At 69.9% G+C, this 25,289-nt stretch carries 22 protein-coding genes and 1 CRISPR repeat array; of the genes, 5 read left to right on the top strand and 17 right to left on the bottom strand.

Annotation, left to right across the window (positions count from 1 at the left end):
* Nucleotides 1-38: 38 nt before the first annotated feature.
* The 8 genes from pheT to HNQ01_RS09935 all read right to left on the bottom strand — a co-directional run bounded on the left by pheT (nt 39) and on the right by HNQ01_RS09935 (nt 10,399).
* On the bottom strand, nt 39-2,501 hold the full coding sequence (gene pheT / locus HNQ01_RS09900; RefSeq protein ID WP_173805215.1) for a phenylalanine--tRNA ligase subunit beta: 2,463 nt from the start codon (nt 2,499-2,501) through the stop codon (nt 39-41).
* A 46-nt stretch (nt 2,502-2,547) separates the two neighbouring features.
* Nucleotides 2,548-3,591, bottom strand: coding sequence for a phenylalanine--tRNA ligase subunit alpha (gene pheS, locus HNQ01_RS09905; RefSeq protein ID WP_173805216.1), 1,044 nt, complete (start codon nt 3,589-3,591; stop codon nt 2,548-2,550).
* 134 nt (nt 3,592-3,725) lie between these two features.
* On the bottom strand, nt 3,726-4,082 hold the full coding sequence (gene rplT / locus HNQ01_RS09910; RefSeq protein ID WP_173805217.1) for a 50S ribosomal protein L20: 357 nt from the start codon (nt 4,080-4,082) through the stop codon (nt 3,726-3,728).
* A gap of 25 nt (nt 4,083-4,107) precedes the next feature.
* Entirely contained in the window at nt 4,108-4,311 is a 204-nt protein-coding gene (gene rpmI / locus HNQ01_RS09915) for a 50S ribosomal protein L35 (protein ID WP_173805218.1), read from the bottom strand.
* A 201-nt stretch (nt 4,312-4,512) separates the two neighbouring features.
* Nucleotides 4,513-5,061 carry a translation initiation factor IF-3 gene (gene infC / locus HNQ01_RS09920; RefSeq protein WP_173805278.1) on the bottom strand — a complete coding sequence of 183 codons (549 nt, stop codon included), beginning with the start codon at nt 5,059-5,061 and terminating at the stop codon, nt 4,513-4,515.
* Between the two features lie 77 nt (nt 5,062-5,138).
* Nucleotides 5,139-7,064 carry a threonine--tRNA ligase gene (gene thrS / locus HNQ01_RS09925; protein ID WP_173805219.1) on the bottom strand — a complete coding sequence of 642 codons (1,926 nt, stop codon included), beginning with the start codon at nt 7,062-7,064 and terminating at the stop codon, nt 5,139-5,141.
* 405 nt (nt 7,065-7,469) lie between these two features.
* Nucleotides 7,470-8,786, bottom strand: coding sequence for an isocitrate lyase (aceA, locus tag HNQ01_RS09930; protein WP_173805220.1), 1,317 nt, complete (start codon nt 8,784-8,786; stop codon nt 7,470-7,472).
* A gap of 239 nt (nt 8,787-9,025) precedes the next feature.
* Complete coding sequence (locus HNQ01_RS09935; protein WP_173805221.1) at nt 9,026-10,399, bottom strand: transaminase; 1,374 nt, start codon at nt 10,397-10,399, stop codon at nt 9,026-9,028.
* A gap of 48 nt (nt 10,400-10,447) precedes the next feature.
* Between HNQ01_RS09935 and HNQ01_RS09940 the strand changes: the two genes are divergently transcribed.
* The 3 genes from HNQ01_RS09940 (at nt 10,448) to HNQ01_RS09950 (ending at nt 12,912) form a co-directional block, all read left to right on the top strand.
* Entirely contained in the window at nt 10,448-11,383 is a 936-nt protein-coding gene (locus HNQ01_RS09940) for an agmatinase (RefSeq protein WP_173805222.1), read from the top strand.
* A 138-nt stretch (nt 11,384-11,521) separates the two neighbouring features.
* On the top strand, nt 11,522-12,067 hold the full coding sequence (locus HNQ01_RS09945; protein WP_286180660.1) for a hemerythrin domain-containing protein: 546 nt from the start codon (nt 11,522-11,524) through the stop codon (nt 12,065-12,067).
* Nucleotides 12,068-12,111: 44 nt separating this feature from the next.
* A complete protein-coding gene (locus HNQ01_RS09950) occupies nt 12,112-12,912 on the top strand; it encodes a sulfite exporter TauE/SafE family protein (RefSeq protein WP_173805223.1) in 801 nt (266 codons plus the stop codon).
* A gap of 27 nt (nt 12,913-12,939) precedes the next feature.
* On the opposite strand, the gene HNQ01_RS09955 is transcribed toward HNQ01_RS09950, so the two are convergent.
* Nucleotides 12,940-13,326, bottom strand: coding sequence for a hypothetical protein (locus tag HNQ01_RS09955; RefSeq protein ID WP_173805224.1), 387 nt, complete (start codon nt 13,324-13,326; stop codon nt 12,940-12,942).
* Nucleotides 13,327-13,450: 124 nt separating this feature from the next.
* Here HNQ01_RS09955 and HNQ01_RS09960 point away from each other — a divergent pair, with 124 nt between their 5' ends.
* Complete coding sequence (locus HNQ01_RS09960; RefSeq protein WP_173805281.1) at nt 13,451-13,771, top strand: DUF2322 family protein; 321 nt, start codon at nt 13,451-13,453, stop codon at nt 13,769-13,771.
* 27 nt (nt 13,772-13,798) lie between these two features.
* Here HNQ01_RS09960 and HNQ01_RS09965 read toward each other — a convergent pair whose 3' ends face one another.
* Both HNQ01_RS09965 and HNQ01_RS09970 read right to left on the bottom strand, forming a co-directional pair.
* A complete protein-coding gene (locus HNQ01_RS09965; RefSeq protein WP_173805225.1) occupies nt 13,799-15,526 on the bottom strand; it encodes a putative bifunctional diguanylate cyclase/phosphodiesterase in 1,728 nt (575 codons plus the stop codon).
* A gap of 139 nt (nt 15,527-15,665) precedes the next feature.
* Nucleotides 15,666-16,397 carry an ABC transporter ATP-binding protein gene (locus tag HNQ01_RS09970; protein WP_173805226.1) on the bottom strand — a complete coding sequence of 244 codons (732 nt, stop codon included), beginning with the start codon at nt 16,395-16,397 and terminating at the stop codon, nt 15,666-15,668.
* Nucleotides 16,398-16,462: 65 nt separating this feature from the next.
* Here HNQ01_RS09970 and HNQ01_RS09975 point away from each other — a divergent pair, with 65 nt between their 5' ends.
* Nucleotides 16,463-18,694, top strand: coding sequence for a helicase-related protein (locus tag HNQ01_RS09975; RefSeq protein ID WP_173805227.1), 2,232 nt, complete (start codon nt 16,463-16,465; stop codon nt 18,692-18,694).
* Nucleotides 18,695-18,710: 16 nt separating this feature from the next.
* On the opposite strand, the gene HNQ01_RS09980 is transcribed toward HNQ01_RS09975, so the two are convergent.
* The 6 genes from HNQ01_RS09980 to csy3 form a co-directional block, all read right to left on the bottom strand.
* Nucleotides 18,711-19,439, bottom strand: a complete 729-nt coding sequence (locus HNQ01_RS09980) for a VIT1/CCC1 transporter family protein (RefSeq protein WP_173805228.1) — start codon at nt 19,437-19,439, stop codon at nt 18,711-18,713.
* Between the two features lie 127 nt (nt 19,440-19,566).
* Entirely contained in the window at nt 19,567-19,965 is a 399-nt protein-coding gene (locus tag HNQ01_RS09985; protein WP_173805229.1) for a VOC family protein, read from the bottom strand.
* A gap of 25 nt (nt 19,966-19,990) precedes the next feature.
* Nucleotides 19,991-20,266, bottom strand: a complete 276-nt coding sequence (locus HNQ01_RS09990; RefSeq protein ID WP_173805230.1) for a hypothetical protein — start codon at nt 20,264-20,266, stop codon at nt 19,991-19,993.
* Nucleotides 20,263-20,712, bottom strand: coding sequence for a hypothetical protein (locus HNQ01_RS09995; protein WP_173805231.1), 450 nt, complete (start codon nt 20,710-20,712; stop codon nt 20,263-20,265). Before HNQ01_RS09995 ends, HNQ01_RS09990 begins: the two co-directional genes overlap by 4 nt.
* A gap of 184 nt (nt 20,713-20,896) precedes the next feature.
* Nucleotides 20,897-23,504: direct repeats of the CRISPR family, unit length 28 nt; unit sequence TTTCTGAGCTGCCTACCCGGCAGTTCAC.
* 137 nt (nt 23,505-23,641) lie between these two features.
* Nucleotides 23,642-24,199, bottom strand: coding sequence for a type I-F CRISPR-associated endoribonuclease Cas6/Csy4 (cas6f, locus tag HNQ01_RS10000; RefSeq protein ID WP_173805232.1), 558 nt, complete (start codon nt 24,197-24,199; stop codon nt 23,642-23,644).
* A gap of 12 nt (nt 24,200-24,211) precedes the next feature.
* Entirely contained in the window at nt 24,212-25,270 is a 1,059-nt protein-coding gene (gene csy3 / locus HNQ01_RS10005) for a type I-F CRISPR-associated protein Csy3 (RefSeq protein WP_173805233.1), read from the bottom strand.
* Nucleotides 25,271-25,289 lie beyond the last annotated feature (19 nt).

Below are 25,289 nucleotides of genomic sequence, written 5' to 3' on the forward strand. Positions count from 1 at the left end.
CATCGTCGTCGTCATCGGAATCGGCGTCGGCCGCTCCTTCATTCGCCACGCAGGCGCGCGCCCACGGCCTGGCGGGCGGCATCGATCGCGGCCTTGACCGCCGCATCGCTGCGCTCGTCGGTCAGCGGGGCCTCGTCGTCGAGCAGCTCCAGGCGGATCGCCAGGCTGCGCTCGCCGCTCTGGAAGCCCGCGGCGCCCGGCGCCGGCCGGTAGACATCGAACAGCCGCGCCGAGCGCAGCAGCCCGCCGGTGTCGGCCGCCAGCAGGCTGCCGATCACCGCATCATGGCCGGCCGCCTCGCCGACGATCAGCGCGATGTCGCGGTTGACCGCCTGCTGACGCGCCACCGGCTGGTAGGCCGGCACCGGACGGGCCAGCAGCGCCGGCACGTCGAGCTCGAACAGCACCGGCGCGCCCTGCCCGGCCGGCAGCTCGTAGCCCTGCTTCCATCGCGGATGCAGCTCGCCGACGAAGCCGACCGTGCGGCCGCCCAGCTCGACGCGGGCGCAGCGGCCCGGGTGCATCGCCGGATGCTCGGCGGCGACGAAGGTCGCCACCCGCGGCGCCAGCAGCGCCTCGACATCGGCCTTGACGTCGAAGAAGTCGACCGCGCGCTCCCTGGCGCCCCACTGCAGCGGCTCGACCGGGCCCCAGGCGAGACCGGCGAGCTTCAGCGGCTGGTCGATGCCGACCACCGTCTGCTCGCTGGTCTGCACCGAGGCATCGCGGCGGAACACCCGGCCCAGCTCGAACACCCGCACGCGGGTGGCGCGGCGCGCCAGGTTGTGGCGCAGCACCTGCACCAGCGAGCCCAGCAGGCTCGAGCGCATCACCGACAGCGGCGCGGCGATCGGGTTGAGCAGGCGGATCGGCTCGAGGTTGCCGGCCAGCTCCGCCTCCCAGCGCTCCTCGACGAAGGAGAAGTTGATCGTCTCCTGGTAGTCGAGCGCGGCCGCGGCGCGGCGCAGCGCATGGCTGCCGCGCTGCGCCTCCGGGCGCACCCGGGCGCTGACAGGGGCCAGCGGCGCGCTCAGCGGCAGCTTGTCGAAGCCGATGACGCGGATCACTTCCTCGATCAGGTCTTCCTCGATCTCGAGGTCGAAGCGCCAGCTCGGCGGGGTGACGGTCAGCACGCCCTCGGCCTCGGTGAAGTCCAGGCCCAGGCGGCGGAAGACCTCGGCGCACTGGGCCTGCGTCACCGGCATGCCGATGACCTTGGCCGCGCGCGCCACCCGCAGCGCCACCGGCGAGCGCGCCGGCAGGTTCGGCTGCACGTCGGTCACCGGGCCGCAGGCGGTGGCCTCGCCGCCGCAGATCTCGAGGATCAGCTGCGTGATGCGCTCGATGCGCGCCACCGTCTGCGCCGGGTCGACGCCGCGCTCGTAGCGGTGGCCGGCGTCGGTGCTGAAGTTGTAGCGACGGCCCCGGCCGGCGACCGCGTCCGGCCACCAGAAGGCGGCCTCGACGTAGACGTTCTTCGTGTCGTCGCCCACGGCCGTGGCGTCGCCGCCCATGATGCCGGCGAGCGACTCGACCACCTGGCGGCCGTCGGCATGCTCGTCGGCGATCACGCCGACCTGGCCGTCGACCGTGATGGTGTTGCCGTTGAGCAGCTTGAGGCTTTCACCCTCGCGGCCCCAGCGCACCACCAGGCTGCCGTGGATCTTGTCGAGGTCGAAGATGTGGCTGGGCTGGCCGGTCTCGAACATGACGTAGTTCGAGATGTCGACCAGCGCGCTGACCGGGCGCTGGCCGCAGCGCGCCAGCCGGTCGACCATCCACTGCGGGGTCTTGGCGGTGGTGTCGATGCCGCGCACGATGCGGCCGGAGAAGCGGCCGCACAGGTCGGTCGCCTCGACGCGCACCGCCACCGTGTCGTCCAGCGTCGGCGCGACCGGCGCGGCCGTCAGGGCCTTGAGCGGCGCGCCGGTCAGGGCAGACACTTCGCGCGCGATGCCGTACACGCTCAGGCCGTGGCCGAGGTTCGGCGTGAGCTTGAGCGTGAACAGCGTGTCGTCGAGGTTCAGGTAGGTGCGGATGTCCGTGCCCACCGGCGCGTCGGCCGGCAGCTCGAGCAGGCCGCCGTGGTCGTCGGCGATCTTCAGTTCGCGCGCCGAGCACAGCATGCCGAAGCTCTCGACGCCGCGCAGCTTGCCCTTGCCGATCTTGAAGGGCTTGCCGTCCTCGCCGGGCGGCAGCTCCGCGCCGATCGTGGCCAGCGGGATCTTGATGCCGGCGCGGGCGTTCGGGGCGCCGCAGACGATCTGCAGCGGGCCGTCCTTGCTGAACGGGCCGGCCGCGACGGTGCACACGCGCAGCTTGTCGGCGTTGGGGTGCTGGTCGGCGGTCAGGATCTCGGCGACGACGATGCCGGTGAAGGGCGGCGCGACCGGCTGGAGCTCCTCGACTTCCATGCCGGACATCGTCAGCAGGTCGGCAAGCTCTTGCGTCGTCAGCTCAGGGTTGCAGTACTCGCGCAACCACGATTCGGGAAATTGCATCTTCTGGTCCTTGGAATCCGGGGCGTGGCGGGCTGGGGCCGGGAAATCAGCGGAACTGGCCGAGGAAGCGCAGATCGCCCTCGAAGAACAGGCGCAGGTCGGCCACGCCGTAGCGCAGCATCGTCAGCCGGTCCGGGCCCATGCCGAAGGCGAAGCCGATGTGGCGCTCCGGATCCAGGCCGAAGTTGCGCACCACGTTCGGGTGCACCTGGCCGGAGCCGGCCACCTCGAGCCAGCGGCCCTTCAGCGGCCCCGACGAGAAGGCGATGTCGACCTCGGCCGACGGCTCGGTGAAGGGGAAGAAGCTCGGACGGAAGCGCAGCTGCAGGTCGTCGGTCTCGAAGAAGGTGCGGAAGAAGTCGGTGAAGACCGCCTTCAGGTCCTTGAACGAGACGTTCTCGCCGATCCACAGGCCTTCGCACTGGTGGAACATCGGCGAGTGGGTCGCGTCGCTGTCGACGCGGTAGGTGCGGCCCGGCGCGATGACGCGGATCTCGGGCAGCGGATCCTTGCCGGCATGGGTGGCGGCATGCTGGCGCGCATAGCGCACCTGCATCGGCGAGGTGTGCGGACGCAGGCACAGCGGGCGGCCGGCCTCGTCCTTCATGTCGACGTAGAAGGTGTCCTGCATCGAACGCGCCGGATGGTTCTCCGGGTTGTTCAGCGCGGTGAAGCTGTACCAGTCGGTCTCGATCTCGGGGCCGTCGGCGACGTCGAAGCCCATCGAGCCGAAGATCTGCTCGATGCGCTCCATCGTGCGCGACACCGGATGCAGGCCCCCGACGGAGCGGCCGCGACCGGGCAGCGTGACATCGAGCGCCTCGGCCTTGAGCTGCGCCTGCAGCTCGGCCTCGGCCAGCGCCTGGCGGCGGGCCGTCAGCGCGGCTTCGATGCGCTGCTTGGTCTCGTTGATCGCGGCGCCGCGGGTCTTCTTCTCTTCGGGCGACAGTTTCGCCATGCCCTTGAGCAGCTCGGTCACCTGACCGGTCTTGCCGGTGTAGCGCGCCTTGGCGTCTTCGAGCTGGGCGGGCGTGGCGGCCGCCGCGAAGTCGGCCTGCGCGGCCTGCACGAGTTGGTCGAGATCGTTCATCGGGGGACGGGATGTGCGTGCCGTCGCCTTTCCGCACACGCGGGCAGCGACGGCCAAGAAAAAAGGCCGAACGCAGTGTCGGCCTTTTTCGTGGGACACGGAAACGGCGCGAACCGCTTCCGGTGCCGTCAGACTCAAGCGAGCTGGGCCTTCACCTTCTCGACGATGCTGCCGAAGGCGGCAGGATCGTTGACGGCGAGGTCGGCCAGGACCTTGCGGTCGAGGTCGATCTGGGCCTTCTTCAGGCCGGCCACGAACTTGCTGTAGGTCAGACCCAGCGAGCGCGAAGCGGCGTTGATACGCGCGATCCACAGGCGGCGGAATTCGCGCTTCTTGGCACGGCGGTCACGGTAGGCGTACTGGCCCGCCTTCATCACCGCCTGCTTGGCGATGCGATAGACGTTCTTGCGACGACCACGGAAACCCTTGGCCAGGGCGAGGACCTTCTTGTGACGGGCGCGGGCGGTGACACCACGTTTGACGCGAGGCATTGTGTGACTCCTTCAGTGTGGTGGATTACAGACCGGCGAACGGCAGCATCTGTGCGATGTGACCCATGTTGGTCTCGTGCACATTGGCGGCGCCGCGCAGCTGGCGCTTCGTCTTGGTCGACTTCTTCGTCAGGATGTGGCGCTTGAAGGCTTGGCCGCGCTTCACGGTACCACCCGGACGCACGCGAAAACGCTTCTTCGCGCTGCTCTTGGTCTTCATCTTGGGCATGACTGCTCCTTCGGATTGTTCCTGCGAGGCGGCCCGAACGGACTCGGACTCTTGGGGGCCTGCGGGCACTGAGCCACGGGGATCGGCGACCAGACCGCCCGCGGGCTCGAAAAACGTCGATTGTCGCCCAGCGGCGACTTTTCTGCCAGCCCCCTGCCCCGACGAAACGCGGGGCACGGGCTCAGGCAGAGCGCGCAGGCTTCACTTCTTGCGCTTCGGGGCCAGCACCATGATCATCTGGCGGCCTTCGAGCTTGGGCATGTGCTCGACCACCGAGACGTCGGTCAGCTCGTCGCGGACGCGCTCGAGCAGCCGCATGCCGATCTCCTGGTGGGTGATCTCGCGACCGCGGAAGCGCAGCGTGACCTTGCCCTTGTCGCCATCCTCGAGGAAGCGGCGCAGGTTGCGCATCTTGATCTGGTAGTCGCCTTCGTCCGTGCCCGGACGGAACTTGACTTCCTTCACGTCGATGACGTGCTGCTTGGCCTTGGCCTCGGCGGCACGCTTCTGTTCCTGATACTTGAACTTGCCATAGTCCATCAGGCGGCACACCGGCGGCTGCGCCGTCGCGGAGATCTCCACCAGGTCCACGTCGCTTTCGGCGGCCAGCCGCAGGGCCTCCTGGATGCTGACGATGCCCAGCGGCTCGTTTTCCGGTCCGTTCAGACGGACTTCGGGGACGACGATCTCGCGGTTGAGGCGATGCTTGCGCTCCGCGTTGGGCGTGCGGCGATCAAGAAAGGTAGCGATGGTGAGATTCCTTCAAGGGCTGGCGACCCAAAAACCATGGATTCACGCCTGGGGACAAGGACCGAAGGCGCCGGGCCTCACTCGCTCCGCACGGGAGCCAGTTCGGCGGCGATCTTCCGGGAGAAGGCTTCGAGAGCCATCACCCCGAGGTCCTGATTGCCTCGGGCGCGCACTGCAACGGCCCCCGCGGCCCTCTCCTTGTCACCGACAACGAGCAGGTAAGGAACCTTCTGCAAAGAATGCTCGCGGATTTTATACGTGATCTTTTCATTACGCAAATCGAGAGCCACCCTAAGTCCTTGTTTTTGCAGCGTTTTGACCACGTCGCGTGCATAGTCGGCCTGCGCGTCGGTGATGTTGAGCACCACGACCTGGGTCGGCGCCAGCCAGGCGGGCAGCGCGCCGGCGTGCTCCTCGATCAGGATGCCGATGAAACGCTCGAGGCTGCCGAGGATGGCGCGGTGCAGCATCACCGGGTGCACCCGATCGCCCGATTCCGCGACATATTCCGCACCCAGGCGCTCGGGGAGCGAGAAATCGACCTGGATCGTGCCGCACTGCCAGTGGCGGCCCAGCGCATCCTTCAGCGTGTACTCGATCTTCGGGCCGTAGAAGGCGCCGTCGCCCGGGGCGATCTCGAACTCGCAGCCGGTGCGGCGCAGGCTCTCGATCAGCGCGCTCTCGGCCTTGTCCCACAGCGCGTCGGCGCCGATGCGCTTCTCCGGGCGGGTGGCGACCTTGTAGAGGATCTCGGTGAAGCCGAAGTCGGCATAGACCTTCTGCAGCAGCGCGGTGAAGGCGTCGCACTCGGCCTGGATCTGGTCCTCGGTGCAGAAGATGTGGCCATCGTCCTGCGTGAAGCCGCGCACGCGCATGATGCCGTGCAGGCCGCCGGTCGGCTCGTTGCGGTGGCACTGGCCGAACTCGCCGTAGCGCAGCGGCAGGTCGCGGTAGCTCTTGATGCCCTGCTTGTAGATGAGGATGTGGCCGGGGCAGTTCATCGGCTTGAGCGCGTAGTCGCGCTTCTCCGACTCGGTCACGAACATGTTGTCGCGGTACTTGTCCCAGTGGCCGGTCTTCTCCCACAGGCCCTTGTCGAGGATCTGCGGACCCTTGACCTCCTGGTAGCCGTTGTCGCGGTAGACCTGCCGCATGTACTGCTCGACCGCCTGCCAGACCGTCCAGCCCTTCGGGTGCCAGAAGACGGTGCCGGGCGAATGCTCGTCCATGTGGAAGAGGTCGAGCTCGCGGCCCAGGCGGCGGTGGTCGCGCTTCTCGGCCTCTTCCAGCATCGTCAGGTACTTCTGCAGATCGTCCTTGGTGGCCCAGGCGGTGCCGTAGACGCGCTGCAGCATCTCGTTGCGGTGGTCGCCGCGCCAGTAGGCGCCGGCCACCTTCATCAGCTTGAAGAACTTCAGCTTGCCCGTCGACGGCACGTGCGGGCCGCGGCACAGGTCGGTGAAGGCGCCCTCGGCGTAGAGCGAGACGTCCTGGTCGGCCGGGATGCTCTCGATGATCTCGGCCTTGTAGGCCTCGCCGATCGACTTGAAGTAGCCGACCGCCTCGTCGCGCGGCACGACGCGACGCACGACCTTCTCGTCCCGGTTCGCCAGCTCGGTCATCTTCTTCTCGATGGCCGCCAGATCCTCGGGCGTGAAGGGGCGCTTGTAGGCGAAGTCGTAGTAGAAGCCGTGCTCGATCGTCGGGCCGATGGTGACCTGCGCGTCGGGGAACAGCTCCTTGACCGCGTAGGCCAGCAGGTGGGCGGTCGAGTGGCGGATGATGTCCAGGCCGTCGGCGTCCTTGGCGGTGATGATCGCCAGCTTCGTGTCGGCCTCGATCAGATGGCTGGTGTCGACCAGGCGCGCGCCCTCGCCCGCGCCGACGCGACCGGCCAGGGCCGCCTTGGCCAGTCCGGTGCCGATCGACGCGGCGACATCGGCCACGGTGACCGGGCCGGGAAATTCACGCAGGGAGCCATCGGGGAGCTGGATCGAGATCATCGGGGAACCTTGGACGGAAGAGGAATTCGGAAAAGCAAAAAGCGCGGGGCCGCCGCGCTTTCCGTCTGGGGACTGTCGGGAAACAAGCCGCGGCCGACCGGTCAGACCGCGGTGGCGGTCCGTGATGGCGGAGGAGTTCGCGGTGTCATAACCCTTGGTGCCTTTCCCGTGTCTTGCTGGTCGGTGGATCGGAGGGATCCGGTCATTTTATCCGATGGCATCCGCTCGTGCCGAGCGGCGATGTCGTCGGCGATCGCACAAAAAAAGAGGCCCCGGAGGCATGAACTCCAGGGCCTTCAAGAACAGAACTCAAAACAGAACGTTGCAAAGCCACATGAACTGTGGGTTGGCACCCGCGCGGCCGACCGGATCACGGACCGGCCCGCACGGGCGCCGGAGCAGTCATCAGTGGAACTGCTCTTCCTCGGTCGAGCCGGTCAGCGCCTTGACGCTGGACGACCCGCCCTGGATCACGGTGGTCACTTCGTCGAAGTAGCCGGTGCCGACTTCCTGCTGGTGCGACACGAAGGTGTAGCCTTGTTCGCGAGCCTGGAATTCCGGCTCCTGCACCATGTTGACGTAGTGCTTCATTCCTTCGCCGCGGGCATAGGCGTGGGCGAACTTGAAGGTGTTGTACCAGTTGACGTGGATGCCGGCCAGCGTGATGAACTGGTACTTGTAGCCCAGCGCGCTCAGCTCTTCCTGGAAGGAAGCGATCTGGCTGTCGCTCAGGTTCTTCTTCCAGTTGAACGACGGCGAGCAGTTGTACGACAGCAGCTTGCCCGGGCAGGCGGCCAGGACGGCCTGCGCGAATTCACGGGCGAAGCCGATGTCGGGCACGCCGGTCTCGCACCACACCAGGTCGGCGTAGGGCGCGTAGGCGACGCCACGGCTGATCGACTGCTCCAGACCGTTCTTCACGCGGAAGAAGCCTTCCTGGGTGCGCTCGCCGGTCAGGAACGGCTTGTCGTTCTCGTCGTAGTCCGAGGTGATCAGGTTGGCGGCTTCGGCGTCGGTGCGGGCCAGGATCAGGGTCGGCACGCCCATGACGTCGGCGGCGAAACGGGCGGAGATCAGCTTCTCGACGGCTTCGCGGGTCGGGACCAGCACCTTGCCGCCCATGTGGCCGCACTTCTTGGCCGCGGCCAGCTGGTCTTCGAAGTGAACGCCGGCAGCGCCCGACGCGATCATGTTCTTCATCAGCTCGAAGGCGTTCAGCACGCCGCCGAAACCGGCTTCCGCGTCAGCGACGATCGGCAGGAAGTAGTCGATGTAGCCTTCGTCGCCCGGGTTGATGCCGCGGCTCCACTGGATCTCGTCGGCGCGCTTGAAGGTGTTGTTGATGCGACGGACCATCGTCGGCACCGAGTCGTAGGCGTACAGCGACTGGTCCGGGTACATCGTCTCGGAGGTGTTGCCGTCGGCGGCGACTTGCCAGCCCGACAGGTACACGGCTTCCAGGCCGGCCTTGGCCTGCTGCATCGCCTGACCGGCGGTGATCGCGCCGAAGGCGTTGACGTAGCCCTTCTTGGCGCCGCCGTTGACCTTGTCCCACAGGACCTTGGCGCCGCGCTGGGCCAGGGTGTACTCGGGCTGCAGCGAGCCGCGCAGACGCACGACGTCGGCGGCGCTGTAGCCGCGCTTCACCAGCTTCCAGCGGGGGTTCTCAGCCCAGTCCTTCTCGAGGGCGGCGATCTGTTGTTCGCGGGTCAGGTTCGTCATGAGTCTCTCCGTTCGACGGTGTTTCAAGGAGGCTGAACACGGCGTGTTCGATGGCTCAAGCTTAATCCCGACCCTTCCGGACGCCAACACTTATGTCTTATATAAGACATCTTTTTGATCTCAATTAAATCAACAACTTAGCGCATTCATTGCACATCATGGGAAAAGTTTTCTCACGATGGAAAATTTTGATGCGCCGCAGCACCGATTCTTTCCGCATTATGGAAACGCTTTCGCCTTCATGAAAAAAGTGCCCCGTCGCCGAGGCCCGGCCGCGCGAGCAGTTCGTCGAGCCGCTGCGCGACCCGGTCGATCGCCGCATCGTCCGTCTCGGGCGAGACCAGCAGCATGTCGTGGAAGGGCGTCAGCAGCACGCCGCGGTTGAGCAGCCACAGGTGCAGCAGCCGCTCCAGCGGCGCGTGCATCGCCGCGGCGGCCTCGCGCGCATCGCGCGGCGCGCGGGCACAGAACTGCAGTTCCATGCGCGCGCCCAGCCGGGTGACGCTCCAGGGCAGCGCACGCGCGGCGATCACCTGCTCCAGCGCGGCCTGCAGCCGCGCCGCGCCGGCCTCCATGCGCGCCCAGGCCGCGGGCGTCATCACCTCGGCCAGACAGGCCTGCAGCGCCGCCAGCCCGAGCAGGCCGCCCGAGAGCGTCGTGCCGATGCCGGAATGGCCCTCGGGCGCGGCCTCCTTCGTGCGCGCCATGCGCTCGGCCACCGCATCGGTGAAGCCGTAGACCGCGCAGGGCATGCCGCCGGCCACCGCCTTGCCGGCGACCAGGAAGTCCGGCTGCAGCCCGAGCCGGCGGCCCAGCCCGCCGGGGCCGCTCGACAGCGTGTGCGTCTCGTCGAGCACCAGCAGCGTGCCGTGGCGCCGGCAGGCCGCCTGCACCGCCTCCAGGAAACCCGGCAGCGGCGGCACCAGGCCGCAGTTGGTGAGCGCGGGCTCGGTCAGCACCGCCGCGATGTCGCCGCCGGCCAGCGCCGCCTCGACCGCCGCGGCATCGTTGAACGGCACGACGACGGTGCCGATCGCCAGATCCTGCACCTGGCCGAGCAGGCTGGCGCGGGTGAGCGTGCGCCCGTCGTCGGCGCGGTCGACCAGCGTGTCGTCGACGGTGCCGTGATAGCAGCCCTCGAAGACCAGCAGCTTCGGCCGCCCGGTGATCGCGCGCGCCCAGCGCAGCACGAAACGGTTGGCGTCGGTCGCGCTCAGCGTGACCTGCCAGCGCGGCAGCCCGAACAGCGCGGCCAGCCGCCGGCCGATGTCGGGCAGCGTCCCGGGCGGCAGCATCGCGGTCAGGCCGCGCCCGGCCTGAAGCGCCAGCGCCTGCGCCACCGGCGCCGGGCCGTGGCCGAACATCGCGCCGGTGTCGCCCAGGCAGAAATCGTCGTAGACATGCCCGTCGACGCAGCGCAGCCACGCGCCGCGCGCCTCGGCGACGAAGAGCGGCCTCGGCGCCGGCCAGTCGCGCATCCAGTGCATCGGCAGGCCGTAGAGCCAGTGGCGCGTGGCCTCGTCGGCCAGCGCGACCGAACGCGGGTGGGTGTCGAGATAGCGCTGCACCTCGGCGGCGTGCAGGGCCTGCAGGGTTTCGGGCGAGGTCTTCATGCCGCGGATCTTGCACACTGCGGGCCTGATCGACCCTCGGTTCAAGCCATGAGCGACCACGCCTTCGCCTTCCTGTCCGCGCACACCTTCCTGAAGGTGCCCGCAGGCCCGCAGCCCCGCCCCTTCGGCCTGGCCGGCATCGCCTGGGACGGCGCCGTCACCAACCGCCCCGGCGCGCGCTTCGGCCCGCGCTCGATCCGTCAGGCCAGCCACATGCTGTGCGACGGCATCCATCCGCTGTTCGAGGTCTCGCCGGACGCGCTGCTGTGCGACCACGGCGACCTGGCGCTGCCCAACACCAGCCTGGAGCGCATGCGCGCGGCGCTGGAGCCGCAGGCCGCGGCGCTGCTGGCGCGCCAGCACATGGTCTGGCTCGGCGGCGACCACTCGATCACGCTGTCGCTGCTGCGCGCCCAGCGCCGGCTGCACGGCCGCCCGCTCGGCGTGCTGCACTTCGACGCCCACTGCGACACCTGGGAAGACCATTTCGGCGAGCCCAGCGGCCACGGCACCTGGGTGTACGAGGCGATCCAGGAGGGCCTGGTCGATCCGCAGGCGTTTGCGCAGATCGGCATCCGCAGCGCCGGCCACCGCGCCGCGCGCGACTACGTGCGCGACCAGGGCGGCCTGATCTGGACCGCGCGCGACCTGCGCGGGCGCGAAAGCGCCGCCCAGCTCGCCGAGGTCATCGACGCGCTGAAGGCGCGCTGGGCCGCCTGCGGCCAGCCGCCGCTCTACCTCAGCTTCGACATCGACGCGCTCGATCCGGCCTTCGCGCCGGGCACCGGCACGCCCGAGCCCGGCGGCCTGACGACCGCGCAGGCGCTGACGCTGCTCGAGGAGCTCGCCGGCGAGAACTGGGTCGGCATGGACTGCGTCGAGGTCGCGCCGCCCTACGACCACGCCGATCTCAGCAGCAACGCCGCCGCGACGCTGGTCTGGACCTATCTGTGCGGCCAGGCGGCGAAGAAGGCACCAGAATGAGGCAAGATCGGCTCGGATGCACCTGAAATGTGAATTCCGGCATGACTGATCCCGGGTTGACCTCGCTCAACCCGCGCCTGCGCCGCAGGTCAAGAATGGGCTCATCGCGCTGCAGCAGCGCACACCCAGGAGTCGATCATGAGCATGCTTGCGTCCGTTGCCGTCGAAGCCGTCGTCCCGATGATGCCGCTGGCGGCCGAGCACGAATTCGAGGCCCTCGATGCCTGCCACCGCGAGGTGCTGGCGACGCTGCGCGACCTGGCGCGCCTGATCGAGCATCTGGACGACCAGGGCGTCGATCCGGTGGCGCGCCGCATGGCCTCCGACGTGGTGCGCTTCTTCGGCCAGACCGCGCGCGCCCACCACGCCGACGAGGAACGCCTGGTCTTTCCGGGCCTGCTCGCCAGCGACGACGCCGCACTGGTGCAGCACACCCGGCGCCTGCAGCAGGACCACGGCTGGCTGGAAGAGGACTGGCTCGAGCTGTCGGCCCAGCTCGACGCGGTCGCGCAGGGCTACAGCTGGTATGACATCGACGCGCTGCGCCAGGGCGTCGTCATCTTCACCGAGCTGTACAAGGACCACATCGATCTCGAGGAATCGCTGATCTATCCGGAAGCGCGGCGCCTGCTGGCCGAGCGTCCGGAGGCCGGCCAGGCCCGCGAGCGCCGCGCGCAGCGCTGAGCCGCGCCGGGGCGCCGGTCGCGGCCGGGTGCGACACTCGGGGCATGTCCCCGAACGACCTGGCTCTTACCCTTCCCCATCTGCTGATCCTGGCCGCCTCCGCGCTGGGTGCCGGCGCGCTCAACGCGATCGCCGGCGGCGGCAGCTTCCTCACCTTTCCCGCGCTGGTCTGGACCGGCCTGCCGCCGATCGCCGCCAACGCGACCAGCGCGGTGGCGGTCAGCCCCGGCTACCTGGGCAGCGCGCTGGGCTTCCGGCGCGAGCTTGCCGCGCTGCCGGCCGCCCGGCGCCGCGTCGAGGCGCTGATCTGTGCCGTCGGCGGCCTGGCCGGCGCCGGGCTGCTGCTGGTCACGCCGGCCCGGCTGTTCTCGGCCGCGGTGCCGTGGCTGCTGCTGTTCGCCACCGTGCTGTTCGCGCTGGGTCCGCGGCTGCTGGCCGCGCGCCGCGCCCGGGCCGAGGCCGCCGGCCGGTCATCCTCGCCCGAGGCCGTGTCGCCGCTGGCACAGCGGCTCGGCCTGCTGGCGGTGGCCGTCTATGGCGGCTACTTCAACGGCGGCCTGGGCATCCTGCTGATGGCGCTGTATGCGCTGACCGGCGAGTCGAATCTCAACACCGCCAACGCGCTGAAGAACCTGAACTCGCTGGTGCTGTCGCTGCTGTCGGTGGCGGCCTTCGCCTGGGCCGGCGCGGTCGCCTGGCCGCAGGCGCTGGTGATGATGGTGGCGGCCACGCTGGGCGGCTTCATCGGCGCGCGGCTGGCGCGGCGCCTGCCGGCGGCCTGGGTGCGCACCGGCGTGGTGCTGACCGGGCTGGCGATGACGGTGGCCTTCCTGCTGCGCGGCTGAGCCCCGTCCGCCTTCCGCCGCCCGACGTCAGCCGAAGCGGCGCCGCTCCAGCGCCGCGCCGCCCTGGCCGTCGCCGCCCGGCGGCTCGCGGTAGCGCTCGAGCAGCAGCTCGCGCGCGCTGCGCTGGCTGAGCCGGCCGACGAAGGGGGCGGCATCCGTCGACGCCAGCACATGCAGGTACTCGCCCGAGGGCAGGCGCAGCACCAGCGTCAGCGCCGGCACCGCCGGGCGCCAGAACGTGCCCGGCCGCGGCGTCTCGACCGAGCGCATCACCTCGAAGCCCGGCCCGACGGCCGTCTCCACATGCGCCATGCAGCGCCGATGCCAGTCGGCGGGCGGCCTGGCCCCGGCCCGCCACAGCCCTGCGGCCGCCAGCAGCGCCAGCGCGACGCCACCCCAGTCCATCCACTCCATTGTTCTCCCTCGTGCACGGGATGAGCTCCCGACGAACCTGATCCTAACGCCTGCAGAGATAGACTCGGCCTGCCCGAGAATCTCTCTCCCGACCCTGACCGAACCGTTCCCGATGAGCCCTGCCCTGACCTTCGCCGAACAGCTGGCCCGCCTGCCCTCGATCGCCCACATCGCCGCCGTCGAGCTGCTCGACGCGGCCGGCACCGTGGTGTCGACGCTGCCCAACCGTCCCGGCACCGCCGGCTCGGCCGCCGTCTACCACGCGCTGGCCGCCCGCCACGGCGCGATCACGCCCGAGGCCGCCCGCGAGGGCCTGGCGCTCTACGCCGAGCACACCGCCGACGCCCGCGCCTTTCCCGGCAAGCATCCGAACATCGACCGGCTGATCGACATCGAGGCCGGCCGGATCGCGCCGCTGACGGTGCGCCTGCAGCCGGGCGCCTGAGCCCCGCACGTCCGGCCCGCGGCCGGCTCAGCAGGCCCGGCCGTGGGGCGGCAGCGTGCCGCCGCGCGTGTCCGCGCAACCGCAGCGCCCGCGGATGAAGTCGAGAAAGAGCGCGAAGGGCTGCGGCATGCCATAGCCGTAGCCCTGCACCGCGTCGCACTGCATGCGCCGCAGCATGTCCATTTCCTCGTCGCTCTCGGCGCCCTCGGCCACCACCTGCAGCTGCAGCGCGTGCGACAGCCGCACCAGGCTGTGCACGATGGTGCGGCTGCTGGCCTGGCTGACCATGTCGTGCACGAAGGAGCGGTCGATCTTCAGCGTGTGCACCGGAAAGCGCGCCAGGTAGGCGAAGGACGAGTAGCCGGTGCCGAAGTCGTCGATCGACAGCCGCACGCCCAGCGCCGACAGCGCCGCCAGCACCCGGGTGCTGACCTCGACGTCGCGCATCAGCGCGTTCTCCGGAATCTCGATCTCCAGCAGCTCCGGCGGCACGCCGTGGCGCTCGATCGCCGCCTGCACGTTCTCGACCAGCAGCAGATCCGACAGCGACTCGACCGACAGGTTGATGCTGATCGGCAGCCGGTGGCCACCGTCGAGCAGCAGGCGCTGCAGCCGCATCACCTCGTCGATCACCCAGCGGTCGAGCTCGACCATCAGCTGGCATTCCTGCGCGATCGGCAGGAAGCTGCCCGGCATCAGCGCGCCGCGCAACGGATGCTGCCAGCGGATCAGCGCCTCCGCGCCGATGACCGCGCGGTCGCGCAGCCGGCCCTTGGGCTGCAGCGCCAGGCTCAGCCGGCCGGCCGTGGCCGACGAGGTGCCGCACAGCACCGCGCGGAAATCCAGCTCCAGCTCGGCGCGCAGCCGCCCGGCCGCCTCGAGCTCGTCGTCGAACAGCGCCATCGACGCGCTGGCGCGCTTGGCCTGGCGCAGCGCCAGCGCCGCGCGGCGCAGCAGCAGCGGCGCCGCGTCGCCGTGCGAGGGAAACAGCACGCCGCCGGCATGGCTGCCGAGCACGAAGACCTGGTCGCGCATCAGGATCGGCTGGCCGATGCGCGAGGCGATCATGCCGACGCGCTCGCGCAGCCGCGCCTCGTCGTCGGCCGGCGTCAGCAGCACGAACTCGACGCCGGTCAGCCGGAACAGCGCCTCGCCCTCGACGGTGGCGGCCTGCATGCGCGAGACCACGTCCATCAGCGCCAGGTCGCCCAGGCCGTGGCCGAGCGTGTCGTTGATCGCGTTGAAGCGCCTCAGGCCGATCAGCACCAGCGCGCCGCGCTGACGCTGCGCGAGCCGCTCCTCGAGACCGGCCAGCAGCGCGCGCTTGTTGCCGATGCCGGTGAGCGGATCGCGCAGCGCCTCGCGCGCCAGCTCGAACTGGCCGACCGTGTGCTCGTCGGCGTCGTTGGCCAGCGCGACCATGCCCTCGCCGAGCGGGAAGGCCCGCACCATCAGCCAGCGCCGCACCACCTTCGAGAAGCCGATGCCGATACGCGGCTGGCGATCGCGCCGGCAGGCCTGCAGCACCCGGTGGAAGACCGACTCCTCGAAATGCGCCTGGTACTCGAACGGCGTGCGGCCGATGACCTCGCTGGCCGGCAGGCCCAGCCCTTCCAGGTAGGCGGGGCTGCAGTAGCGCACCCGCCAGTGCGCGTCGACATGGACGACGCATTCGCCGATGCCCGCAAGCAGCTCCTCCAGCTGCCGGGCCTGCGGCCGATCGACGATCGGGTCCGCGCTCCGAATTCCGTGCACTGCAACGCTCCCTGATCCGCCGCGCGGCCGGCCCGCTTCGACGCCCCCCGCGGCGAATGCGACCGGCCCTGCGCAGGCTGCCGCTGTATCGGCGCGACCGCGCGGGCAGTTGAGCGGCCCCGCCCGATCCGGTGAACACTCACCGGACGGCGGACACACCCGGTACGGCAGCGACATCCAGCGACAGCCGCGCCGCCGGCGCCGGCATCAGCCGGTCGTCATGGCCGGTGACGACGATCAGCCGGCCGGCGGGGGCCTCGTGGTGGCGGCGCAGCGCCTCGGCGAGGTGGCGCAGCGAGCGTGCGTCCAGCGCCGCGCCGGGATCGTCGAGCAGCACCAGCGTCGCGCCCGAGGCCAGCGCGGCGGCCAGCCGCAGCTTGCGCCGCGTGCCGGTGGAGAGCATCTCCAGACGCTTGTCCAGATGCTCGTGCAGCGCAAAGCCCTCGAGCTGCGCGGCCAGCGCCGCCTCGCTCCAGCCCGGGCGGCCCTGGCGCTGCATCGCCAGGTAGTCGCGCGCGACCCGGCCGTCATGGCGGTCGGACTGCGGATCGCACCAGAACAGCCGCTCGCGCAGGCGGGCGTCGCCGGCCGGCAGCGCGTGAGGATCGAGCGCCTCGGCCGGGGCGTCGATCCGGATCCGGCCGGCGTCCGGGCGCAGCTCGCCGGCGATCAGCCGCAGCAGCGCGCTCTTGCCGCGGCCCTCGTCGCCGGTCACGCCGAGCACGCCGGCCCCGGCCTGCAGGCCGAGACCTGCGAACAGCGGCGGCGCCCCCTCGAAGGGGGCGCGCCAGTGCAGGCCCTCGACCTGCAGCAGCGGCGGCGCGGCGACGGACAGGGCCGCGGAATCGGAATGGACGGGAAGGACGGGCATGGCCGGGATTATCGAGTCGGGACCGAGCGGTTAGAGTTCGACCCCTGACCGTTCCGGATTCCCCCATGGCCACGACAACAACAACACCTCGCCCGCTGCCCCATCCGCGCCACGCCGCACGCATTCCCGCCGACATCGACCCGCTCGCGCTCGACCGCATCCGCCAGGCCGGCTACCTGCTGCCGCAGGTGGTGCGCCCGTCCGACATGCTCGAGGAGGGCACGCCCGAGCCCGAGGCGGCGATGGACCGCCTCGGCCTGATCCTGCTGCAGCGCGGCGCCGCCGGCCAGCGCCCGAGCCGCTGGATCGACCCGGCGCTGATCGGCGAGGCGCTGCGCCACCTCGACGCGGTGGGCAGCGGCCAGGGCGTGCGCCCGCTGATGGCCGAGCGCGCCGCGGTGCTCGACGGCCTGGGCGTGAGCCGCCGGCTCGGCGCCTGGGAGCGCGAGGCGCGCCAGGGCCTGGAGCTGCCCTCGGCCGACATGCGGCTGACGGTCGCCTACGGCCAGGCGGTGCCGGCCGCGGCCGTCTGGGACTTCTTCCGCACCGGCGACCGCCCGGCGCTGGTCCAGGTGCTCTCCGCGCTGCCGGGCCACCCGCAGGCGGCCGAGCTGGCCGCGCAGCTCGACGCGCTGGTCGAGCGCGCCTGCGCCTTCGCCGACGACCAGCTCGGCTCGCTGGAGCCGGCGCTGCAGGCCGAATGCGCGCAGCCCCAGGCCGCCGAGACGCTGATCGCCGCGTGCCAGCGCGCCTTCGAGCGCTGGATCCACCGCGTCCACGAGCAGGACACGCTCGAGGACCTGAACGACGAGCTCGCCTTCCAGGGCTATCCCGACAGCTTCGGCCAGGCGCGGCGCCTGCAGCGCCAGGTCACGCTCTTCGTCGGCCCGCCCAACAGCGGCAAGACCTACCAGGCCTTCGAGCGCCTGGCGCAGGCGGCCAAGGGCGCCTATCTCGCGCCGCTGCGCCTGCTCGCGCTGGAGGGCCGCGACCGGCTGGCCGCGCGCGGCGTGCCCTGCTCGCTGCGCACCGGCGAGGAGAACGTGCCGGCGGCGGATGCGCGCGTCATCTCCAGCACCATCGAGATGGTCGACACCAGCACGCCCATCGAGGTCGCGGTGATCGACGAGGCGCAGATGATCTTCGACCCCAGCCGCGGCTGGGCCTGGACGCAGGCCATCGTCGGCGTGCCGGCCAAGGAGCTGCTGATCATCTGCTCGGACTACGCGGTGGAGGCGCTGCGCAACCTGCTGGGCCTGTGCGGCGAGCAGGTCACGGTACGCCGCTTCGAGCGCAAGCAGCAGGTCGAGCTGCTGCCCGGCCCGGTGTCGCTGCATGCGCTGAAGAAGGGCGACGCGGTCGTGGCCTTCAGCCGCCGCGACGTGCTGATGCTGCGCGACCAGGCCTCGGCCGACGGCACGCCGGTGTCGGTGATCTACGGCGCGCTGCCCCCCGAGGTGCGCCGTCGCGAGGCCGAGCGCTTCGCGCAAGGGCAGTCGCAGATCCTGATCGCCACCGACGCGATCGGCATGGGCCTGAACCTGCCGGTGCGCCGGGTGCTGTTCAGCACGCTGACCAAGTTCGACGGCCAGGGCGACCGCGCGCTGACCGAGTCCGAGGTGCACCAGATCGCCGGCCGCGCCGGGCGCTTCGGCATCCACGAGGAAGGCTTCGCCGGCGTGCTCAAGGAGGCCGAGCCGACCGCGATGAAGCAGCTGCGCCTGCTGATGCAGCGCTCGCCGAAGGCGCCGCGCCACTTCAAGGCGCCGGTGGCGCCGAACTGGTGGCACATCGAGACCATCGCCGAGCGTCTGGGCAAGAACAGCCTGGCCGAGGTGCTGCGGGTCTTCGTCGAGCAGCTGCAGCTCGACAACTCGCACTTCGCGGTGGCCGAGCTGGAGCAGATGCTGGAGCTCGCCGGCGAGATCGACCGCGTCGCCGCCAGGCTGCCGCTGCGCCAGCGCTTCACCTACGCGCAGGCGCCGGTCGACACCCGCACCGCCGGCCAGGTGGCGCAGTTCCTCGACTGGGTCGCGCACCACGCCCGCAGCGGCCAGGCCGGCCCCGCCTGGTTCCTGCAGGACACCGACGAGAACAGCCGCCTCGAGCGCATGGAGCAGGCGCTGCGCACCTGCACGCTGTGGCTCTGGCTGGACCTGCGCTTCCCCGGCGTCTACGGCGAGGTCGACGAGGTGATGGACCTGCGCTCGCGCCTGAACGACGGCATCGAGCGCGCGCTCAAGGCCAAGCGGCCGCTGTGGCAGAAGCGCGGCGGCCGTCCGGGCGGACGGCGCTGAGCGCCGGCGACCCGGATCAGACCGCCACGCCGAAGAGCCGGCCGATGCCGGCGGTGGCGGCCATCGCCACCGCGCCCCAGACGCTCACCCGCAGCGCCGCCGCCAGCGGGGCCGCGCCGCCGACCCGCGCCGACACCCAGCCCAGCAGCGCCAGCGCCGCCAGCGAGCCGGCGCCCAGCCCGGCCATGCGCATCGGCGCCGGCAGCATCACCAGCGCCAGCGGCAACGCCGCGCCGAGCGCGAAGGACGCCGCCGAGGCCAGCGCCGCCTGCCCCGGGCGGGCCGACAGCGCCTCGGTGATGCCCAGCTCGTCGCGGGCATGGGCGCCGAGCGCGTCGTGGCGCATCAGCTGCTCGGCCACCTGCACCGCCAGCGCCGGCTCCAGCCCGCGCTTGACGTAGATCGCCGCCAGCTCGGCGCGCTCCTGCTCGTCGTCCTCGGCCAGCTCGTGGCGCTCGCGTGCGAGGTCGGCGCGCTCGATGTCGGCCTGCGAGCTGACCGAGACATATTCGCCCGCGGCCATCGACATCGCGCCGGCCACCAGCCCGGCGGTTCCCGCCACCAGCAGCGCGCGGGTGTCGGCGCCGGAGGCCGCCACGCCGAGCAGCAGGCTCGCGGTCGAGACGATGCCGTCGTCGGCGCCGAGCACCGCGGCGCGCAGCCAGCCGCTGCGGTGGACGAGGTGCGGCTCGTGGTGGCGGGCGCGAGGGCCGGCGGCGGCGGAGGGTGGCGGACGACTCGACATGAGCCCCAGCATCGCAGGTCAGGGCCGCGGCCGGATGGCCGCATCGCAGTCCGGCGCCCTGGCCGGCTCATCCGATGCGCCCGCGCCACACTCGGCCGCCGAAGCCTCCAGCGCGCCATGCGCGCGTTCAGCCCGGCAGCGCCTGGTGGCAGGCCACGGCGAGCTTGTTGCCGTCCGGGTCGCGCACATAGGCGCCGTAGTAGTCGGGGTGGTAGTGCGGGCGCAGCCCCGGCGGGCCGTCGCAGCGCCCGCCGTGCGCCAGCGCGACCGCGTGCACCCGGTCGACCTGCTCGCGCGAGCCGGCCAGGAAGGCGGTCATCTGGCCGTTGCCGGGATCGTGCGCCAGGCCGTCGAAGGGCCGGCCGATCAGGAACAGCGGCCGGGGACCGGGCGTGCTCTGCCACCCCGCCCAGGGCCGCTCGGCCTCGACGAAGCGCAGCGGCAGGCCCAGCGCCTCCATCACCGGCCGGTAGAAGGCCATCGCCCGATCGAAGTCGGACACGCCGACGAAGACATGCGAGAACATCGCTGGATTCCTTTCCCTTGCCGGATCAGTCGCCCCCGCCGCCATCGCCGCCGCCCCCGTCGCCGCAGCCGCCATCGTCGTCGCCGCAGTCGCTGCCGGCATCGTCCGGTCCGAAGCCGGAGCCGCCCGACGCGCTGTCGTCGCTCGGCAGGTACTCGCGCGACAGCAGCCATTGCAGCACCCGGTGCAGCAGCGCGAAGCCCAGCACCAGCACCACCATCGACACCAGCGATCCCATCAGGAAGCCCAGGATGCCGCCGGCGAGCAGGAAGGGCAGCCGGGGCAGGCGGCGCCGGCTCATGCGCGGTGCTCCGGCCGATGTCCGGGCGCCGGCCGGTGCGCACGCGCCTCGGCCTGCCGCTCGAACAGGTTATCCTGGTAGAGATGCCCGCCGCGCGCCCAGGCCCACAGGCTGGCCAGCGGATAGGCGAGCAGGAACAGCGCGCCGAGCTGCTCGTACTGGCGCACATGCACCTGCTCGTGCGGGCGCAGCCGCGCCAGCAGCTCGTGGCTCTGGCCGAGGATGACGTGGCCGAGCGTGATCGCGCCGAACGGCAGCGCCCTCACCCGCCGCGGCAGCCCCGCCTGGAGCGGCCGCAGCCCGACCTCCAGCACGCCCTCGACGCGCCGCGCGCTGCCCCCGGCCAGCAGCACCGGCGCCGCGGCGACCAGGCCGACGAGGGTGCAAGGCAGCGCCCACAGCCGAGGCAGCAGCCTTCGCGACAGGATCCCGGAATCAGACGACATGCCGGACAGTCTATGCCGCCCGGGCGCCCTCGTGGCGGCGCGCCGTTGTGGGCATGACGCCCCCCACCCCCGTCATCCTCGCGAAGGCGAGGACCCACCCGACCTTCACCGCCTCTCCCCACTCGCCACCCTTCCCTGACCGACGATTCGTCGCCGACTTTCAGAGGCTGGTGCTGCTGTTCAATTTCTGAGCTGCCTACCCGGCAGTTCACGGTGCTGGCCATGATCGACCGGCGCCACCGGATTTCTGAGCTGCCTACCCGGCAGTTCACACCGCGCGATGCCCGAGCCGGTCAGCATGTGATTTCTGAGCTGCCTACCCGGCAGTTCACGTTTCCCTGAGCGGCACCACGGACGCGTTCGTTTTCTGAGCTGCCTACCCGGCAGTTCACGGGAAAGGGGTTTGCTGACGAGCGGCACCTATTTTCTGAGCTGCCTACCCGGCAGTTCACCGACCATGTACATCGGCGCGTGCATCACCGATTTTCTGAGCTGCCTACCCGGCAGTTCACCTGGACATGGAGGTCAACATGGACCACGGACATTTCTGAGCTGCCTACCCGGCAGTTCACAACAAATATCTATCTTGTTAGCGTGCCACCGTTTTCTGAGCTGCCTACCCGGCAGTTCACTCGCAGTATTCGGCGACCCCTCGGCGCTGGTTTTTCTGAGCTGCCTACCCGGCAGTTCACGAGTACGCCGACGGCACCGTGATTGCCCAGCATTTCTGAGCTGCCTACCCGGCAGTTCACCGGACAAGCTCGATGGGTCGGCCGATCTCGAATTTCTGAGCTGCCTACCCGGCAGTTCACGACGGCAAGGAGCGCTCCATGGGCAGCGTCATTTTCTGAGCTGCCTACCCGGCAGTTCACTCCGTCGTCTCCGAAGCCGGCCCGCTGATCTCTTTCTGAGCTGCCTACCCGGCAGTTCACCGGCTGCGGCTCGGCGAGCTGGCGCAGGTGCATTTCTGAGCTGCCTACCCGGCAGTTCACTCGGTGCGGGTCAGCTTGACGCGCTTCGAGTCTTTCTGAGCTGCCTACCCGGCAGTTCACGGGCAGACGAGTAGCTTCCTCTTTGCCTCCCATTTCTGAGCTGCCTACCCGGCAGTTCACACGATCAAGCTGTGGAACGCCGGCCGCATCCCTTTCTGAGCTGCCTACCCGGCAGTTCACTGGATTGCGCGCGACTGCGGCTCCGATTGACTTTTCTGAGCTGCCTACCCGGCAGTTCACAAATGCCGCGCCGGGCTACCTCGAGACCGTCCTTTCTGAGCTGCCTACCCGGCAGTTCACCCTGCCGGCGCTGCTGGTGCTGTCGGCCCGCATTTCTGAGCTGCCTACCCGGCATTTCACCATGCCGCGGGTGTTGACGCCGCAGTGCGCGATTTCTGAGCTGCCTACCCGGCAGTTCACTGTCAAATATCAACGTACCCGCCGCGCCTACATTTCTGAGCTGCCTACCCGGCAGTTCACTCCGTCGTCTCCGAAGCTGGCCCGCTGATCTCTTTCTGAGCTGCCTACCCGGCAGTTCACATTGCTGGCGGGGTGGTCAATGCTCGCCGGTATTTCTGAGCTGCCTACCCGGCAGTTCACGTCGAGGCCCTGGCCGCCCAGGCTGCCGATGTTTTCTGAGCTGCCTACCCGGCAGTTCACTCCGAGGGCGCGGCATTGGTGGAAGGGCGGGATTTCTGAGCTGCCTACCCGGCAGTTCACGCACTCTGGACCATCGCCGGCGGCGGCCTCGTTTTCTGAGCTGCCTACCCGGCAGTTCACTAGCTGGTCGATCGACACCAGCAGGCGCATCATTTCTGAGCTGCCTACCCGGCAGTTCACGATCATGGGCAGCACGCCGGGTGCGCCGATCTTTTCTGAGCTGCCTACCCGGCAGTTCACAGCACCGCGGTCGGCCGGTCGCGCTCGGCGTATTTCTGAGCTGCCTACCCGGCAGTTCACCGAGCGTCGGGACGATGTGGCGCATGGGGCATTTTCTGAGCTGCCTACCCGGCAGTTCACACCATCGGCGTGCTGTTGTTCGACACCGACATTTTCTGAGCTGCCTACCCGGCAGTTCACAGCGATCTGGCCGGGACGACGATCAACGCGCTTTTCTGAGCTGCCTACCCGGCAGTTCACGACCAAGATCATCGAAGCGCGGCAGCGCGCCGTTTCTGAGCTGCCTACCCGGCAGTTCACGGCTTGATCGTCACGAGAGGGATCTCCGGCAGTTTCTGAGCTGCCTACCCGGCAGTTCACATCGAAGACCGACGCGCGCGAGTTCACACGCATTTCTGAGCTGCCTACCCGGCAGTTCACGTAGCGCAGCCGCCCGGACTCGTGCCCGATCTTTTCTGAGCTGCCTACCCGGCAGTTCACTGCGGGTCATCCCCGCGCCGTGCGATTCTATCTTTCTGAGCTGCCTACCCGGCAGTTCACGTCGGGCGCCGCGTTGCCCAGCCGCTCGCGCATTTCTGAGCTGCCTACCCGGCAGTTCACGTGTCCTTGGTCCATGAGGGTGGCCAGGACCTTTTCTGAGCTGCCTACCCGGCAGTTCACGTGGCGGTAGACGCGCGGCGGCACGGCGCCGGTTTCTGAGCTGCCTACCCGGCAGTTCACGGCCCGGCTGGTCCGCAGGGGCCTGCCGGCCCTTTCTGAGCTGCCTACCCGGCAGTTCACGGGCTGCTCGTCGTCGCGCCCCTGACCTTCGATTTCTGAGCTGCCTACCCGGCAGTTCACTCGTCGAGCTGCAGCTCTTCGCCGGCCTCGTGTTTCTGAGCTGCCTACCCGGCAGTTCACAAGAGCTGGCAAACGCGCAAGTGCTTGTCGCGCTTGAGCATTCTGCCAGACTCTGGCGCGAGACCCTCTTGCGGGATCCTGCGCTAAGTGCTTGATTTTTAAGGAGCAGAGGCTGCCGCCCCGAAAAAGGGTCGTCGTCAGAACCAGGGCACGGTGGCGGTGGCGCTGAGGCCGTAGGCGTTGAAGACGCCGGGCACCGGGTCGTTCTGGAGCGGTCCGTGCCGGATGAACAGCCGGAAATGCTGGCCGGTGCTGCTGCTGCGCACCTGCAGGCTCGGCAGCCTCAGGAAGGTGGCGGCCTGGTCGGGAATGCGCTCGCGGGCCGTGGCCTCGTCGATCTGCTGGCGACGCATCAGGCGACGGCGCATCCGCTCAGGGCTGCTGTGGGACTGCCGCCGCGACACGCAGCAATGCCGAGCCTGCGCCGGCACCGCGCTGATCTCGCCGATCGCCAGGTGATCGCGCATGCCGCGCAGCCAGGCCGTGCCCATCAGCATGGCCAGCGCCTCACGTGAACCATGCAGCCGCAGACACAGCCCCAGATCGAGCCCCTTCACGTCCGGAAAGCTCACGCCGATGCCGGTGGTGCCGCCCGCGGCCAGCGCCCGGTGAAGCTTGGCGTACAGCGCCTCCATCAGGGCCAGCGGACCGAACTCAGGGTCCGGCAGCAGCCGAAGATCGAGATGGTGATCCATCGTCGTCCCCGCTCAGTCCTTGCCGGCGTCGCCGAAGACGCCGCCGCGCACCAGCGTGGCCATCACGAAGTGCCGGTCGCCCTCGCTGGCCGGCGCCTGGTCCTTCAGCAGCCACTGGTCCAGCAGCGTGTAGAAATCGACCTTCTTCACCGGCGGGCGGCAGGCCGAACCCAGCGTCGTCACCGAACCGTACGGCTCGACGGCGATCGGCCCGATCTGGTCCGGCGCAAAGTCCGGGTACCAGGTGTCGATCGTGCGCAGCGCATTGCCGATCTTCTGCGAGTGCATGCCGGCGATGCCGCCCACCGTGTACAGCGTCTTGCTCTTGCCGGCCTTCTCCTTGTCGAGGATGAGTTCCTGCGACGGGAACACCTCCTGCCCGGCCCCGATGCGCACGAAGGCGGTCACCTGCAGCAGCACATGCCGGCTGCCCGCCAGCCCTTCGGCGATCAGCGCCCCGACGGCGTCGAGCGCTGCGGCCTGGTCGGCCGGCACCGCATCGAAGCTTCGCAGCGACAGCGACAGCGCGTCGAAGGTCCACGACGCGGCCGGCTGCCCGCCGACCAGGTGCGCCACCTGCACCTCCACCTGCTCGGCCCCGACGCGGTTGCGCCACAGGAAGCGGCCGTTGGCCAGGTTGGTGGCATAGCGCCGCGCCAGCACGCCGAAGCCCTGCGTCTCCACATAACCCTTCACGGTCGCCAGCAGCTTGGCCTGGTAGTCGGCGCTGTTGCAGGCCGACGGCGTGCCGGTCCCGCCCAGCACCCGCAGCGTGAAGGTCACCTTCAGCGTGTCGGCCTCGGCCGGCAGCGCCGCCACGTCGACGGTCTGCAGATTGGGGTTCTGGATGGCGGCATCCAGCTTGGCCGGATCGGCGTCCTTGGTCTTCAGGCGGTTGGAGATGGTGCCTCGCACCGATTTCGCGCGCACCTCCACCGCCGGCCAGCCGGCGCTGCTCTTGCGCCCATCCCAGGCACCGGCAAAGAACAGCGCGTCCGACGGGTCGAGCTTGCGCTCGAAGGCCAGAACGGAAGCGGTGACGAGGCCGGTCGAGTCTTTCTTGGTTGCCATGATGAATCTATCTCCTTGA

Source organism: Sphaerotilus uruguayifluvii (assembly GCF_013294065.1).
Lineage (GTDB): Bacteria > Pseudomonadota > Gammaproteobacteria > Burkholderiales > Burkholderiaceae_C > Sphaerotilus > Sphaerotilus uruguayifluvii.

Excerpts from the sequence above, each read along its gene's own strand:
- HNQ01_RS09955 (WP_173805224.1), bottom strand. The coding sequence starts at position 13,326 with ATGGAGTGGATGGACTGGGGTGGCGTCGCGCTGGCGCTGCTGGCGGCC.
- aceA (WP_173805220.1), bottom strand. The coding sequence starts at position 8,786 with ATGACGAACCTGACCCGCGAACAACAGATCGCCGCCCTCGAGAAGGAC.
- HNQ01_RS09940 (WP_173805222.1), top strand. The coding sequence starts at position 10,448 with ATGAGCGACCACGCCTTCGCCTTCCTGTCCGCGCACACCTTCCTGAAG.
- rpmI (WP_173805218.1), bottom strand. The coding sequence starts at position 4,311 with ATGCCCAAGATGAAGACCAAGAGCAGCGCGAAGAAGCGTTTTCGCGTG.
- HNQ01_RS09990 (WP_173805230.1), bottom strand. The coding sequence starts at position 20,266 with ATGAGCCGGCGCCGCCTGCCCCGGCTGCCCTTCCTGCTCGCCGGCGGC.
- HNQ01_RS09985 (WP_173805229.1), bottom strand. The coding sequence starts at position 19,965 with ATGTTCTCGCATGTCTTCGTCGGCGTGTCCGACTTCGATCGGGCGATG.
- HNQ01_RS09945 (WP_286180660.1), top strand. The coding sequence starts at position 11,522 with ATGAGCATGCTTGCGTCCGTTGCCGTCGAAGCCGTCGTCCCGATGATG.
- HNQ01_RS09950 (WP_173805223.1), top strand. The coding sequence starts at position 12,112 with ATGTCCCCGAACGACCTGGCTCTTACCCTTCCCCATCTGCTGATCCTG.
- HNQ01_RS09995 (WP_173805231.1), bottom strand. The coding sequence starts at position 20,712 with ATGTCGTCTGATTCCGGGATCCTGTCGCGAAGGCTGCTGCCTCGGCTG.
- pheT (WP_173805215.1), bottom strand. The coding sequence starts at position 2,501 with ATGCAATTTCCCGAATCGTGGTTGCGCGAGTACTGCAACCCTGAGCTG.
- cas6f (WP_173805232.1), bottom strand. The coding sequence starts at position 24,199 with ATGGATCACCATCTCGATCTTCGGCTGCTGCCGGACCCTGAGTTCGGT.
- pheS (WP_173805216.1), bottom strand. The coding sequence starts at position 3,591 with ATGAACGATCTCGACCAACTCGTGCAGGCCGCGCAGGCCGACTTCGCG.
- csy3 (WP_173805233.1), bottom strand. The coding sequence starts at position 25,270 with ATGGCAACCAAGAAAGACTCGACCGGCCTCGTCACCGCTTCCGTTCTG.
- HNQ01_RS09975 (WP_173805227.1), top strand. The coding sequence starts at position 16,463 with ATGGCCACGACAACAACAACACCTCGCCCGCTGCCCCATCCGCGCCAC.
- HNQ01_RS09935 (WP_173805221.1), bottom strand. The coding sequence starts at position 10,399 with ATGAAGACCTCGCCCGAAACCCTGCAGGCCCTGCACGCCGCCGAGGTG.
- rplT (WP_173805217.1), bottom strand. The coding sequence starts at position 4,082 with ATGCCTCGCGTCAAACGTGGTGTCACCGCCCGCGCCCGTCACAAGAAG.
- HNQ01_RS09970 (WP_173805226.1), bottom strand. The coding sequence starts at position 16,397 with ATGCCCGTCCTTCCCGTCCATTCCGATTCCGCGGCCCTGTCCGTCGCC.
- HNQ01_RS09980 (WP_173805228.1), bottom strand. The coding sequence starts at position 19,439 with ATGTCGAGTCGTCCGCCACCCTCCGCCGCCGCCGGCCCTCGCGCCCGC.
- thrS (WP_173805219.1), bottom strand. The coding sequence starts at position 7,064 with ATGATCTCGATCCAGCTCCCCGATGGCTCCCTGCGTGAATTTCCCGGC.